The sequence below is a fragment of the Paenarthrobacter sp. 10L420 genome (genome assembly GCF_056395385.1).
This window is the reverse complement of sequence record NZ_JBFTJK010000001.1, coordinates 120,825-134,918: the sequence shown is the minus strand read 5'-3', so window position 1 is coordinate 134,918 and position 14,094 is coordinate 120,825. Positions and strand designations below refer to the sequence as shown.

13 protein-coding genes are annotated in these 14,094 nt (G+C 62.9%); 3 read left to right on the top strand and 10 right to left on the bottom strand.

Translation table 11 applies throughout. The features are described from left to right. Positions 1–4 precede the first annotated feature (4 nt). The 10 genes from AC1DD5_RS00625 to AC1DD5_RS00580 form a co-directional block, all read right to left on the bottom strand. Positions 5–868, bottom strand: coding sequence for a 3-hydroxyacyl-CoA dehydrogenase family protein (locus AC1DD5_RS00625; protein ID WP_477520395.1), 864 nt, complete (start codon positions 866–868; stop codon positions 5–7). Then, on the bottom strand, positions 865–1,668 hold the full coding sequence (locus AC1DD5_RS00620; RefSeq protein WP_477520394.1) for an enoyl-CoA hydratase/isomerase family protein: 804 nt from the start codon (positions 1,666–1,668) through the stop codon (positions 865–867). The genes AC1DD5_RS00625 and AC1DD5_RS00620 overlap by 4 nt, the downstream gene beginning before the upstream one ends. Beyond that, positions 1,669–2,895 carry a thiolase family protein gene (locus AC1DD5_RS00615; RefSeq protein ID WP_477520393.1) on the bottom strand — a complete coding sequence of 409 codons (1,227 nt, stop codon included), beginning with the start codon at positions 2,893–2,895 and terminating at the stop codon, positions 1,669–1,671. Positions 2,896–3,024: 129 nt separating this feature from the next. Next, positions 3,025–3,681: a pentapeptide repeat-containing protein gene (locus AC1DD5_RS00610; RefSeq protein WP_477520392.1), complete on the bottom strand. Its 657-nt coding sequence runs from the start codon at positions 3,679–3,681 to the stop codon at positions 3,025–3,027. After that, positions 3,681–4,139: an SRPBCC family protein gene (locus tag AC1DD5_RS00605; protein ID WP_477520079.1), complete on the bottom strand. Its 459-nt coding sequence runs from the start codon at positions 4,137–4,139 to the stop codon at positions 3,681–3,683. Before AC1DD5_RS00605 ends, AC1DD5_RS00610 begins: the two co-directional genes overlap by 1 nt. A 164-nt stretch (positions 4,140–4,303) precedes the next feature. Next, a complete protein-coding gene (locus AC1DD5_RS00600) occupies positions 4,304–5,767 on the bottom strand; it encodes an amino acid permease (protein ID WP_442003503.1) in 1,464 nt (487 codons plus the stop codon). Between the two features lie 279 nt (positions 5,768–6,046). Next, positions 6,047–6,355, bottom strand: coding sequence for a Rieske (2Fe-2S) protein (locus tag AC1DD5_RS00595; protein ID WP_477520391.1), 309 nt, complete (start codon positions 6,353–6,355; stop codon positions 6,047–6,049). Further along, positions 6,352–8,820, bottom strand: coding sequence for a nitrite reductase large subunit NirB (gene nirB, locus AC1DD5_RS00590; RefSeq protein ID WP_477520390.1), 2,469 nt, complete (start codon positions 8,818–8,820; stop codon positions 6,352–6,354). The genes AC1DD5_RS00595 and nirB overlap by 4 nt, the downstream gene beginning before the upstream one ends. Then, positions 8,820–9,167 carry a molybdopterin oxidoreductase gene (locus tag AC1DD5_RS00585; protein ID WP_431116373.1) on the bottom strand — a complete coding sequence of 116 codons (348 nt, stop codon included), beginning with the start codon at positions 9,165–9,167 and terminating at the stop codon, positions 8,820–8,822. The genes nirB and AC1DD5_RS00585 overlap by 1 nt, the downstream gene beginning before the upstream one ends. A gap of 131 nt (positions 9,168–9,298) precedes the next feature. After that, positions 9,299–10,948 (bottom strand): ABC-F family ATP-binding cassette domain-containing protein, encoded by a 1,650-nt coding sequence (locus AC1DD5_RS00580; protein ID WP_477520389.1) that lies wholly within the window; start codon positions 10,946–10,948, stop codon positions 9,299–9,301. 225 nt (positions 10,949–11,173) lie between these two features. Here AC1DD5_RS00580 and AC1DD5_RS00575 point away from each other — a divergent pair, with 225 nt between their 5' ends. The 3 genes from AC1DD5_RS00575 (at position 11,174) to AC1DD5_RS00565 (ending at position 14,063) form a co-directional block, all read left to right on the top strand. Continuing rightward, positions 11,174–11,902, top strand: coding sequence for a lysostaphin resistance A-like protein (locus AC1DD5_RS00575; protein WP_477520388.1), 729 nt, complete (start codon positions 11,174–11,176; stop codon positions 11,900–11,902). A 61-nt stretch (positions 11,903–11,963) separates the two neighbouring features. Continuing rightward, on the top strand, positions 11,964–12,914 hold the full coding sequence (locus AC1DD5_RS00570) for a 1,4-dihydroxy-2-naphthoyl-CoA synthase (RefSeq protein WP_442003498.1): 951 nt from the start codon (positions 11,964–11,966) through the stop codon (positions 12,912–12,914). A gap of 9 nt (positions 12,915–12,923) precedes the next feature. After that, complete coding sequence (locus AC1DD5_RS00565) at positions 12,924–14,063, top strand: AMP-binding protein (protein ID WP_477520387.1); 1,140 nt, start codon at positions 12,924–12,926, stop codon at positions 14,061–14,063. Positions 14,064–14,094 lie beyond the last annotated feature (31 nt).

The window sequence follows — 14,094 nt, the reverse complement described above, 5'->3', positions numbered from 1 at the left end:
GGCTTCAGTCGTTCCAGTCGAAGAAGCCCTTGCCCGTTTTGCGGCCAAGCTCCCCGCGGGCCACCTTGTCCCTCAGGATTTGCGGCGGAGCGAAGCGGTCACCCAGCGTGGAATGCAAGTACTCCGCGATACCCAGACGAACATCCAAGCCCACGATATCCGTGGTCTTGAGCGGCCCGGTAGGGTGCTTGTACCCAAGGACCATCGCGGCGTCGATGTCCTCCGCTGAAGCCACGCCCTCTTCAACCATGCGCATCGCCTCCAAGGCAATAGCGACGCCCAGCCTTGAAGACGCAAAGCCCGGCGCGTCATTAACGACGACGGCGGTCTTGCCGAGTACCTCGGTCCAGTTCTTCGCCGCTTGGGCGAGTTCGGGCGAGGTCTCTTTGGCCAGCACCACTTCGATGAGGGTGGAGGCGGGCACCGGGTTAAAGAAGTGCAGGCCGATGAAGTTGGCTGGCCTGCGGAGTTCATTCGCCAATCCCGTGACGGACAACGACGACGTGTTCGAGGCCAGGAACGCATCAGCGGAAAGGTGGTCTTCCACCGCTTTCAACGCGGCGACCTTGAGATCGTAATCCTCGGGCACAGCTTCTACCACCAGGCCGCAGTGAATGAAGGATTCGTAGTCCGTCGACGTGCTGAACCGGGCCATGGCTTCGGCAGGGGTTTCGCCCAGGGTGCCGCGGGCAGCGGACTTGACAACCGCATCAGCTACCCGGCCCTGCGCTCCGGCGGCTGCCTCATGATCCCGCTCCACCACGATCACGGTAGCGCCATTGGTCAGGAACGCGTGCGCGATGCCTGCACCCATCCGGCCACCACCAAGAACTCCAACAACGTGGGGAATCGCGGGAACTGCTGTCATTTCTGGGTCCTGTCGTCGTTGGCAGTCGTGGATGAGCTGGCGGCCTTCGCCGATTTCTTATCCAGGAAAGCCTGCATCCTGTCGAATTTGGCCTGGGATTCGAAGAGAATCCCCTGGGCAAGGGTGTCGATCAGTGGGTGTGCTTCGGCAGGAGCGTGGAACACCGACTTGGTAATGCGGACCGCAAGGGGGTCCTGGCGGCCGATCCTGTCAGCGAGGTTGTGCGCGGCCTCCATGAGCTCAGGGGCCTCGTGAATCTCGGTGATCAAGCTGATTCGCAGCGCTTCCTCGGCCCGCAACACGGCGCCGGCGAGGAGAATTTCCTTGGCCTTCGGCTCCCCCACCAGCTCCCTGAGCCGCCAACTGGCGCCGGCTGCAGCAAGGATTCCCAGCCCTGTTTCGGGGTTGCCAATCCGGACACTGGGGGTCCCGATGCGGAAGTCTGCCGCATAGGCAAGCTCCGCACCGCCACCCAGGCAATAGCCGTCCAGCGCTGCGATGACGGGCATGGGCAGCTTGGCGATGCGTATGAAGATGGTTGAGTTGATCCCCCGCAGTGCGTCGTCGCGGCGGCGTTCCCGGAGCTGTCCAATATCCGCGCCCGAGGCGAAGACGCCGTCCGTGCCCGCGATGATCAGGACCTTGGGGTTGCGCTCCAGTTCGGCGCAGATGAGGTGAAGCTCGTCCACCATGGTTTGGTCGATCGCGTTGCGTACTTCGGGACGGTTGAGAAGAACAGTGAGCCTGTCGTCGCGTTCCTCGAGGAGAAGGGTGCTGAAGTCTTCCTGGTTCAGTGCCATTTACACGCCTTCCAGCAGCATTGCCGTGCCCTGGCCGACACCGATGCACATCGTGGCGAGGCCAAGTTTCGGTCCGTTGTTGCTGGCAAGCTCGCGCTCCATGCGGCCAAGAAGGGTAATGGCCAGACGTGACCCGCTGGAACCCAGCGGGTGCCCCAAACTGATGGCACCGCCGTCGTTGTTGACGATTCCCGGGTCCAGCCCCAGGCGCCGCATGCTGGCAAGGGACTGTGTGGCAAAAGCTTCGTTGAGTTCCACTGCACCGAGCTGGTCCACGGAAAGGCCGGTGCGGGCAAGGACCTTCTGCGTTGCAGGGACAGGACCGATGCCCATGATTTCCGGCTCACAGCCCGCGGAAGCACCGTCGATGATGCGGGCGCGAGGCGTGAGGCCGAACTTCTTGATGGCGGCCTCGGAGGCGACGATGATCGCGGAGGCGCCGTCGTTGAGGCTGGAGGAGTTGCCTGCCGTGACCACGGAGCCACCGGGGACTACCGGCCGAAGCCCAGCCAGCACATCCATGGTGGTGCCTTCGCGGGGACCTTCATCCGTGTCCACCACGGTCTCGGACTTGCGGGTCTTGACGGTGACCGGAACGATTTCGTCCTTGAACCGGCCGCCTGCAATGGCTGCCAACGCTAGCTCGTGCGAGCGGACAGCGAAAGCGTCTGCGTCCTCGCGGGAGATGTTGTCCACACGGCCCACTTCCTCGGCCGTTTCAGGCATGGAGTAGGTCATCTTGCCGCCACGGGAGAGCTCGCCCTTGGTGAAGAGTGGGTTGACGAAGCGCCAGCCGATGGACGTATCGAAGATCTGGCCCGGCTTGGCGAATGCAGCGGTGGGCTTCTCCTGGACCCAGGGTGCCCGGCTCATGGATTCGACGCCGCCGGCCACCACGATGTCCGCGGCGCCGGACTTGATCATCTGGCTGGCCATGATGATGGCGCTCAGGCCCGAGGCACAAAGCCTGTTCACGGTGATGCCCGGAATGTGGAGGGGAAGTCCCGCGAGGATGGTCGCCATGCGTGCGACGTTGCGGTTCTCCTCTCCAGCGCCGTTGGCGTTGCCGAGGATTACCTCATCAATGGAGTCAGGATCGACGCCGGCACGCGCCACTGCTTCACGGACCACCAGCGCGGCGAGGTCGTCAGGACGGACGGAGGACAATGCCCCGCCGTAACGACCAACCGGCGTCCGTGCGCCGCCAACAAGAAAAGCCTCGACCATGAGAACATCCTTCGCGAAGTGAAAGGGACCGGTGCGGAATAATATACCGACCGTTCGTTCTATAAAGATTACACGGCCTGCCCTCCGGGTCAACAGATGAAGTCATCTCCGCGCCGTCCAGTCAGTGCTTCAGACCACCCGGATACCCAAATGACCAGCCAATAGGGGGGCCATGAGACTCAACTGGTAATCGTCGATAACAACTCCGGCGAGTCCCGCCAACCCGTTGATACTCCGGAACTCCGAGCTCCGCAGGTCCACGTCCTTGAGCTTGGCGCCGGTGACATCCAAGGTGCCGATAGTGCAGTTCTTCAACGACACCCGTGTCCCGGTGCAGCCGCCAAGATCGAGCTCGTTGATGATGCAATCTGAAATCTGGACGTCCATCAGCTTTGAACCCCGCAGGTTCACGTAGTCCAACTTGCCGCCCTCGATCCGCACCGAACGCCACGTGCCCTCGTACAGCTCGGCTGATCCCCACCTGGGATTGCTGATCTCCACGTCCTGCCAGGAAGTCCGGGCGGCTGTGAAGACTGGAGCATATGGCTCGGCCAGGATGCACTCCCGGAACGTGGCGCCGCGCAGCTGAGCCTCGTTGAAGGAGACTCCCGTGAACTCACACTCGATAAAGTCAGCACCGCTCAGCTCCTCCCCATCGGCGGAAACGCGGGTAAACCTGATGCCGTCATAGCGTTCGCCACGCTGGAAGTCCGGGGCGTCGTCGTCGCGCAGTTCTTCCAACCGCACTGGCGAGATCTTGGGGGCCGCCACCTTTGCAGCCGCCATCAGAGGGATTCCGCCTTTGCAGCGATCTCGGCAAGGTCCTTGCCCAGGGCTTTCCGGGTGATGCTCATGCCGATCTTGCCGAACAAGGCCATGGCGACTTTGCTGAGGAGCGTGGGTTTGAGGACCTCGGCGCCGAATGTCAGCGTAAGGTCAGTGCCGGCGTCGCGCCCTGCCAGGTTAAAGCGCGTGGTGTAATCGGCGCCGCCCTGAAGTGCTTTGACCGTGGTACTGCGGGGTGGATCCACCTCCAACACCCACATCTCCACGGTTTCCTGCCTGCCCATCATGGTCCGTGTTTCCTTCCAGCGTGTGCCTTCCCCATAGGGACCCTCGCTGAGCATCTGGATTGCGTTGATACCCGATAGGGTCCCGGCCGAGCCTGGAATGTCCGAGAGGACCGCCCAAACTTTCTCCGGGCTGGCGTTGATGTGCTGCGTCAGGGTGGTGGTGTGATCCATACATCGAGCCTAGTCCGGGGCACTGACACTCCCAACTGACTGGCGCTGTGTGGGGCCTGCTCTGCGGCCCACATGCGCCAAAAACACGACCAACGGGCCCCACAACGCGAACGGCGGGCGCCCCGCAAAGGAGGCACCCGCCGTCGAGCGTTACGAGTGAAGCGTTAGCTGAACAGCTCGCTCTTCGGCTCGTTGTTCTTGACCTTCTGCCAGCCAAGCCACAGGACCAGGGCGAAGAACGGGATGGTCGCCAGGGTCCAGAGACCCAGGAGGAAGACCTCGCCGGTTGCCTTATCCGTCATGGTGTCGAAGCCGATCAGAATGGTGATGGCCAGCAGCGCAATGAGGCCCAACCAGCTGGTCCACGGTGAACCGGGCATCGGCAGGCTGGAGACGTTGCCGCGCTTCTTCCGCAGGGCAATCTGGCTCGCGAAGATGGAACCCCAGGTGAAGATCACACCAATGGAGGCCGTGTTCAGCGCGAGGTCGAACGCGTGCGAGCCGCCCAGCCAGATGTTGAGCAGGATGCCCACCAGGTAGACGCCGCCGATCGCCAGGATGGCTGCATACGGCACGTGGCGGGAGGACATTTTGGTAAGCCACTGCGGGGCGTGACCGTTGTTTGCCATGGTCCGGAAGATGCGGCCGATCGAGTACAGGCCCGAGTTGCAGGAGGACAGCGCGGCGGTGATGACGATCATGTTCATGACGTCGCCCATCCAGCCGAGGCCCATCTGGCCGAACACGGTTACGAACGGCGAGGTGCCCGCCTTGTACTGGTCCGACGGCAGCAGCATCGCAAGGAGCATCACGGAACCGACGTAGAAGACAATAATGCGGATCACGACGGCGCGGATCGCCTTGGGAACTTCACGTTCCGGGTTCTGCATCTCACCAGCGGTAATACCGACGAGTTCGATCGCGTTGTAGGCGAAGATCACTGCGTTGAGGACCAGGATCATGACCAGGCCGCCCTTGGGGAACATGCCGCCGTCGTCGTGGAACAGGTTGCCTACCGAAGCGTGGCCGGTGCCCACCTGCGCGTTGGTGACAACCATGAAGGTGCCAACTGCCAGGAAGATCAGGATGGCTGCGACCTTGAGGCAGGAGGCCCAGAATTCGAACTCGCCGAAGGCCTTGACGCTGAACAGGTTCACGGCCACCAGCAGCACCAGCGCTGCAATGGCGGAGAGTTCAACGGGAACGTTGGGGAAGAAGAACTGGAAGTACAGGCCGATCGCGATGAGCTCGGCAATGCCTGTCATGGCCCAGTTGATGAAGTACATCCAGCCTGAAAGGAAGGCGCCCTTCTTGCCGAACATTTCGCCGGCGTAGCTCACGAACGAGCCCGAGGTCTGGCGGTACATGATGAGTTCGCCGAGGGCGCGCATCAGCAGGTAAGCGATGACGCCGGCGATTGCGTAGGAGAAGATCAGGGCCGGGCCGGTGGAGGCCAGGCGGCCGCCGGCGCCCATGAACAGGCCGACGCCGATTGCGCCACCCATGGCGATCATGGTGACGTGGCGCCGACTCAGGGTCTTCTGGTATCCCTCAGCGCTGAGGGTTGAATCGACGGCGGTGGGTGTGGCCGTCGGGTTCTGGAGATCTGTGGGGGTACTTTGCGGCACAGCTATTCCTTGTGGGTTGGGGTATTGCTGTAGGTGTTTTGCGCCCATGCCGGAACATGGGCACCTTTGCCACACAAAATTCGAGCTTTCCTCGTTGGAGGACCCCGAAGTGTGACAAAGAACGCAGAACGCCGAACGTTCGCGCAACCCGTCTATCTTACGGGATTAACGGGAATGCCCGTGACGCAGGCAACAGCACCCACCCTGAACAGACCAACGCGGAGTCACTTATGGCCCATGTTGGCCGCCCAAAGGGGCCATAAGTGACCACGCGTTGCTTTAAGGAATGACGACGATGTTTTGCCCCTCATCTGCGAAAACTTCGTACGTCCGCAGAGGCTTCGCACCCGTGGTGGAACATCCGGTTTCCAGCTCAAACGAGTGCTGGTGGAGTGGGCACATCACCACACGCTGATCAATGGTTCCGTCCGCGAGGGGGCCTCCTTTGTGGGGGCACACCGCAGAGACAGCCCGCAAAGTCCCATCCCGTAGCCGGAAAACCGCAACCTGCTCGCCGTCGATCCCGAACGCCCTGCCTTCGCCGAACGGAATTTGGTCCACCGGCCCTACGACGTGTGGAATCTTCATCGGACCGGCACCTGCGGGAGCACCGTCAAGGGCAGCGAGGTCCGGAACTGTCCGGGCGTGAGCGGATCATCGCGCTCACTCCACGGATCCACGTAGTTGTCCACGGACTCCTGCATCGCCGCATCCAGGCGGGCGGCGATGCCCTCGGAGTCATCCAGGATGACGCTGCGAAGATGCTCAATCCCTACCCGGGGAACAAACGCGTATGTCCGTTCCAACCAGTTCGCGTTTTCCCGGTAGTACTGCATGAAACGACCCGCCAGGAGCGTGACTTCCTCGGGCGTATCCACCGTGACCAGTAGATCGCCCTTACGGATGTGGGCGCCGGCCGCTCCCCCAATGTAGATCTCCCAGCGGCCGCCCTCCACCGCCACGACCCCAACGTCCTTCACCAAGGATTCTGCACAGTTCCGTGGACATCCGGAGACCGCGAGTTTCAGTTTTGCCGGCGACTCAATTCCCTGGAATCGAGACTCAAGGGAGATCCCCAAACCAGTGGAATCACCCGTCCCAAAGCGGCAGTAGTCCTTTCCCACGCAGGTCTTCACAGTGCGGAAACTCTTGCCGTACGCATAGCCGGACGGCATGTCCAGATCAGCCCAGACTGTGGGGAGGTCTTCCTTGGCCACGCCCAGGAGGTCAATGCGTTGCCCACCGGTCAGCTTGATCATGGGAATGTTGTGCTTCTCCGCGACGTCGGCGATCCTCCGGAGCTGCTGCACGGATGTCACGCCGCCCTTCATTTGGGGCACCACGGAGAATGTGCCATCGCGCTGGATGTTGGCATGCACGCGGTCATTGATGAAGCGGGCGTCGCGCTCGTCAATGTACTTCTCTGCCAACATCATTTTCATGAGCGAGGCCAGACCCATCTTGGACTTGGCGTCCTCGGCGCTGTCTGGAGCCAAGGCCGCGAAAACCTGTGAAACCGAGCGCAGCCCAAGCTCCCGGATCCGGGACATCAACGTAGCTTTGTCCAAGGGAATCCCGGGGACGTAGTAGCTGGCTGCGGGGTCTTCTTCTACGGCACCGTCGGCCGCCCACTCCACCACCTGTGCGACCAGCAACTTGCACGAACCACACCCCTTGCCGGCCCGGGTGGCGTCCATGGCGGCTGGTACGGAGCGGCACCCACCCTGTACAGCCGAGACGAGTGCCCCTTTGGAGACTCCATTGCAGTTGCAGACCTGGGCAGAGTCAGCCAGTTCCGCAACACCTTCCTCCTCCGAAGGCGAACCGAGATCGAACATCAGCGAGAGCCGCTCCTCCGGCAAGGGCAGTCCCTGGTCAAAAGCCTGGGTCAAGTAAGCAACCTTGCGGCTGTCACCAAGGAGGGTAGCGCCCACCATCTTGTTGTCCCGGATGACGATCGACTTGAACACGCCCCGGCTCGGTTCCGAGAAAACAATGTGCTCATCCGTGTCGAGTTCCGGGCCCGGCAGGCCCATGGAAGCGACGTCGACGCCGGCCACCTTCAGTTTTGTGGCGGTCCGGGAGCCAAGATAGACCGATGAACGATCCACGCCGGTGAGCTGGTCCGCCAGAACGGCAGCCTGCTCCCACAGCGGAGCCACCAGCCCATAAACCTCGCCCCGGTGCTGCACGCACTCCCCCACGGCATAAATGTCTTCTTCGTCCATGACACGCAGGTGGTCGTCCACCACGATGGCCCGTTCCACCGCCAGCCCACTCACCACGGCGACATCCACGTTTGGCCGGATGCCGGCTGTAACAACCACCATGTCGCAGCCCAGCTCAGTCTCATCGCGAAGTCGCACCCCGGTGATCCGGTCCTTGCCCAGCACGGCGGTGGTCCGGCTTCCGGTGTGGACCTCGATGCCCAGCGCCTGGACGCTTCGCCGCAGTATTGCGCCGCCGTCGGGCCCTAATTGAGCATTCATGAGGTGGCCGCCCGAGTGGACCACCGCCACGTCAAGGCCGTAGGCCTGCAACCCGCGGGCCGCCTCCAGCCCGAGCAATCCACCGCCAATTACTACGGCTCGGCGATGATGCTCATGCTGGGCGAACTGGACCATCTTGCGCGTATCGTCCATGGTCCGGAACGTGAAGACCCCGTGGCGCACTGATCCGCTGGGTGTGTACAGGCCATCCATCGGCGGAAGGAACGAGTGGCTTCCGGTGGCGATGATCAGGACATCGTACGGAACCACCCTGCCATCGGCCGCGAAGACGTGTTTGCTGTACTTATCTATGCGCTCCACCCGCACCCCGGCGTGCAGGGTGATGTTGTTTTCCTGGTACCAAGAAAGGGCGTTGAGGAAGATGTCCGCCTCGCTTTCCTCACCGGACAGCACGTGGCTCAGCATGATGCGGTTGTAGTTCCCATACGGCTCATCGCCGAACATAGTGATCTCGAAAGCGTCTCCACCGGCGCGGGCGAGGATTTCCTCAACAGTGCGGGCACCGGCCATGCCGTTGCCGATGACCACCAGTCGCCTGGCCATCAGTGCTCCACCATGCCCAGGTCCACCACCACGGAACCGCGGACACCAGCTGGCGCGGCGATGAACAACTCGATCATCGAGCCGCCCTCGATATCTTCCACAACCCTTAGCGGGACGTGTACATCGCCTTTTGCTCCGATGGGGAAGTACCGCATCGGAACGCCGTCCCGCATGAGGACAACCGCGATGAGTTCGGAACTGGAGTTGCCGCCGCGGAAGTAGAGAGTCTGGTTCACGACGCCGTCCGGGACAAAGTGCGCGAGCTCGCTGTGGAGGGGAACCGGCTTTTCCATACCGATGCCGTCAAACGGGAAAATGCCCTGGAGGAAGAGGTTCTTGGAAATCACGGAAAGATCCTTTCGGCCGGCTTCCTTCCATGGTGCTCCAGCGTTGTTTCAGGACGCTTGATACCGTGTTTCCAAATTCAGGACAGAGCGTAACGATCCCTTTGCGAACAACTCACCCCGGCGGCAACGACCTACAGCAACTCGCCATCCTGCATTCCATAACGGACCCAGCTACCCACCGAGCCCGCCGCGGCGCACCGGTCGAACCACTCCCCCAGCGCGCGGTCGTGGCTCACGATGACCAGTGTCCCTGAGAAGTCTGCGAGCGCGGCTTCCAACTGTTCCACGAGCACCGGCGCGAGGTGGTTGGTGGGTTCGTCCACGATCATGGTCTCGTAGCTTCCCAGAAGCAGCCTGGCCAGGGCGAGCCGGCGTTGCTGCCCGGCCGAGAGGCTACCCACGGGAACGTGAAATTCAGCAGGCCGGAACAAGCCCAGGCGGAGCAGGGCCTCGGCGTGTTCGTCAATGCTTCCGCCCAGTCCAGCGGCAAACGCCGGAAGCAGCCGGAGGCCTGGACGGGGCGGAACGTCGAGTTCCTGCTGCAAATACCCCACAGTGCCCTGAACGGCCAAGGTGCCGCTGGCGGGCTCAAGCGTCCCGGCGAGCACCGAGACCAGGGTTGATTTTCCTGCTCCGTTGGGTCCGGTGATGAGGATCTTTTCCCCGGTTTCAACGCGCAGGTCAGTCGCTTTGAGGCGACCGGGCACGCTGATGCCGCGTGCTTCGATGGCCGGTCCAGCGGTCTCCTCCACGTGAAGGTCCAGCTGTGCGGCGAGCTTGAGCGGCACGGGTGGCCGGTCAATGGGATTCTCTTCGAGCCGGCGCAGGCGTTCCTGGGCGTTCCGCACTTTGCTGGTGGCTGCGCCCTGCCAGGTGCCCTTTTTGAAGCCGGTTGCAAATTTGTCGTTGTCGCGCACCCGCCCGTAGCCCATGCCGCCCGAAACCGTGGCGGCCTGGAACCGCTCGGCGGCCATGGCGTCGAGCCATTCGTCGTATTGCTGCACCCAACGGGCACGCTGTGCGGCTTTCTCACGCAAGTAGCCTTCATAGCCGTTGCCGTAGCGATTGACGGACCGGCGTTCGGCATCGACTTCGATGACTGTGCTGGCTACCTTCCGCAGCAGGACACGGTCGTGCGAAACCACCACCACGGTGCCTCGGTGCGCAGCCAATCTCGATTCGAGCCAGGCCGTGCCGTTCGCGTCGAGGTGGTTGGTGGGCTCGTCCAGGAGCAGGGCTTCGGCAGGATCGGCCAGCAGGCACGCGAGGGCAACGCGCTCCTGCTCGCCGCCGGACAAAGATCCAAGCGTTCGACGTCGGTCCAAGCCTCCCAGCCCCAGGCGATCAAGCGCTGCTTCCACCCGGGATTCGGCAGCATACCCTTCACGGAGTTGGTACTGGGTCTGCAGGCTTCCGTAGAGCTCCAGGGTTTCGGGGTCGGCATCCGCCAAGTCCCGCTCCAGTTCAGTGATGCCGGCCTCGAGCGAACGCAACGCGGTAAGCGACGCGTCAATGGCGTCCCCCACAGTGAGCGAGGCCGGAAGTCCGTGTGTCTGGGCGAGGTAACCCACGCGGTAGCCGGAACTCCCTGCCAAACCTGCCGTGCCGTCGTCGGGCGTTTCCACGCCGGCCAGCAGGCGAAGAAGGGTCGATTTCCCCGCCCCGTTTTCTCCCACAATGGCTACGTGTTCGCCGTGATCGATAGTGAGGTCAACGCCGTGGAAAAGTTCTCGGTCCCCATAACCGTGGGAAACGCCGGAAAGGTGAAGGTTGTCAGTCAAGAGGTGTCCTCGCAAAGTCCGCAGTGAATGGCAGGGAACCGCTGAGGGCACTGCCGTAGTGGGTACTGGGGATGCAGCCGGATGGAAGGGCTGCGCTCAAGACTTCATCGGTCCAGACTGCCCGGGGAACGAGGGCGCGTCAAGTTTCAGGCTGGAGCGATTGCCCGCTTCCTCAGGCCCCCTGGCACGCGCGCACCATTCCACCCGCAAAGATAGTCTGGTCATATGGGCACCATTTCGACGCGGACGAGGCTTTACCGGTTCAATGCCCTGGACGCCGTGGCCGTCGCTGCCTATCTGGGATTCACGATCTACTTCACGTTTGCGGGCGAATCCGTGGAGCGAATGATGCTCCAGCTTTTTTCAGACCCTGCCACAGCCTCGTATGCCGTTAACGCACTCTTCTATGCCGTCGTCGGGGTTTTCGCCCTGGCATCCGCCTGGCGCATAGTCGGCCGTGACGTCAAGATCCTGGGCACCCGCCCTTGGTTCACTCTTGGCATGGTCCCCCTTGCCGTGGTGGTCATGCTGATCGTCACGGCACTCCTGGTTGCGGCTACCGGTACTGCGCAGACTTCCGAAAACCAGTTGGGCATCCAAGGCCTCCTTCAGCGTGTGCCGGCCTGGCTCATGGTGCCGCTGCTGGTGGTCCTGGGGCCGTTCGTAGAGGAGTACTTGTTCCGGCACCTGCTGATCGGCAAGCTGTCGCAGTACGTGAACATCTGGATTTGCTGTGCCATTTCGGTGGGAGTTTTCGCATCGATCCACGTGGTGGGCAGGGAGGGTCTGGTGTTGCCGGCCCTTGCGCCTTATCTCGGCATGGCCCTGGTGCTGGTGGCGGTCTATGTGTGGACGGGAAAGAACCTGATGTTCTCCTACTTCGTCCACGCCGCCAAGAACCTGCTGGCCGTGGTGCTCATCTATGCGATCCCGCCGGACTTCCTCCCCCACTAGCAACAGGGGCATGCGGAGACACGAGTTCTGCATCAGGCAAGGCCATTACTAGACTCGGACTGTGAACAACCAACTCCCTGCCAAGGTTTCCGACATCTTTGACCCCTCGCGCTGGCGCACCGTTTCCGGCTTCGAGGACTTCAAGGACATGACGTACCACCGGCAGGTTGAGCGTTCCACGGACGGGACGGTCAAGGATCTCCCCACTGTCCGCATCGCGTTTAACCGCCCCGAAGTGCGCAACGCGTTCCGTCCGGGCACTGTGGACGAGCTTTACCGGGCCATGGACCACGCCCGCATGACCCCTGATGTCGCCACCGTGCTGCTCACGGGCAACGGACCGTCGGAAAAGGATGGCGGGCACTCGTTCTGTTCGGGCGGCGACCAGCGGATCCGAGGCCGGGACGGCTACCGCTACGCCGAGGGTGATACCCAGGAGACCATCGACCCCGCCCGCGCCGGCCGGCTTCACATCCTGGAAGTCCAGCGCCTGATGCGGACCATGCCCAAGGTGGTCATCGCCGTCGTCAATGGTTGGGCAGCGGGCGGCGGACATTCCCTCCACGTGGTCAGCGACCTCACCATCGCCTCGCGCGAGCACGGCAAGTTCAAGCAGACCGATGCCACGGTGGGAAGTTTCGACGCCGGATACGGGTCTGCGCTGCTGGCCCGCCAGATAGGGCAGAAAGCCGCGCGGGAGATCTTCTTCCTGGCCCGCGAATACTCGGCTGAGGACATGGTCCGGATGGGAGCCGTGAACGAGGCCGTGGACCACGCGCGGTTGGAGGAAGTCGCGCTGGAGTACGCGGCTGATATCGCCCGCCAGTCCCCCCAGGCCATCCGCATGCTGAAGTTCGCCTTCAACCTGGCCGACGACGGCCTGGCCGGGCAGCAGGTCTTCGCCGGTGAAGCCACGCGGCTGGCCTACATGACGGACGAGGCCGTGGAGGGCAAGGAAGCCTTCCTCCAGAAACGCGACCCCGACTGGTCCAACTTCCCCTACTACTTCTAGGACATCCCTGTGGACATCGATCCCGTACTCAAAGCACTGGCCGCTGCCCTGCATGGCGAGGGTCCCGCCGTCGAAATTGTGGTTCACGAGGACGGACGGCCGGAAGCCGTTCCGGTAGAGACCGGCGTGGAAGAGGCTGCAGTGGTGGTCCGCACCTCCGGCTCCACCGGGACGCCCAAGGCGACTGTCCTCACTGTGGATGCCCTGGCTGCGTCCTCTGTGGCCACGGCCATGGCATTGCGCGGCGAAGGCCAGTGGCTGCTCGCGCTCCCCCTTCAGTACGTGGCTGGCGTGCAGGTCCTGGTTCGCTCCCTCTACGCCGGGACGCGGCCCTGGGTGATGGATCAGTCGAACGGCTTCACGCCTGAGGCATTCACGGCTGCCGCCGAGGAACTGACGGACAAGATCCGCTTCACCTCGCTGGTACCCACCCAGCTGCAGCGGCTCCTGGACTCACCCGCCCCGGAAACCCTTGCCGTGCTGCGCCGCTTCAATGCCATCCTGCTGGGCGGCGCGCCGGCTTCGTCCGAGCTGCTGGCGCAGGCCCACGCGGAGGGACTCCACGTTGTCACCACGTACGGCTCGGCCGAGACGTGCGGCGGGTGCGTGTACGACGGCGAACCGCTGGACGGCGTCGAGGTCCGCATTGGCGATGGTGAGCTGGAAGGACGCATCCTGCTAGGTGGCGAGACGGTGGCGGCAGGCTACCTTGACGCGCCGCGCGCCACGAAGGCCGCGTTCTTCGAGGAGGACGGCATGCGCTGGTACGTCACCGGCGACCTCGGTGAAGTTACCGGCGACGGCAAGCTCACCGTTCTGGGCCGTGCCGACGACGTCATCATCACCGGCGGCGTCAAAGCCTCCGCCGCGTACATCCAAAGCAAGCTGGAAGAGCTCGACGGCGTCAGCGCGGCTTTCGTTGCAGGCGTCCCGTCTCGTGAATGGGGCCAGGCCGTGGCAGCTTACGTGGCCATGACCGATCCATCGCCGGAAGGCCTGAAGGGGTTCACGGCCCGTCGCGAAGCGGCGTTGGGGGTTTTGGCCCCCAAGACTGTGGTTGCCGATAAGGAATTGCCGATGCTGCCCAACGGAAAACCGGACAGGCTGGCCATGATCGACCAGCTATCCGCCGCGCATCAGGGACAATAGAGAGGTTCTGTCCTCATGACTCCGACTAAAG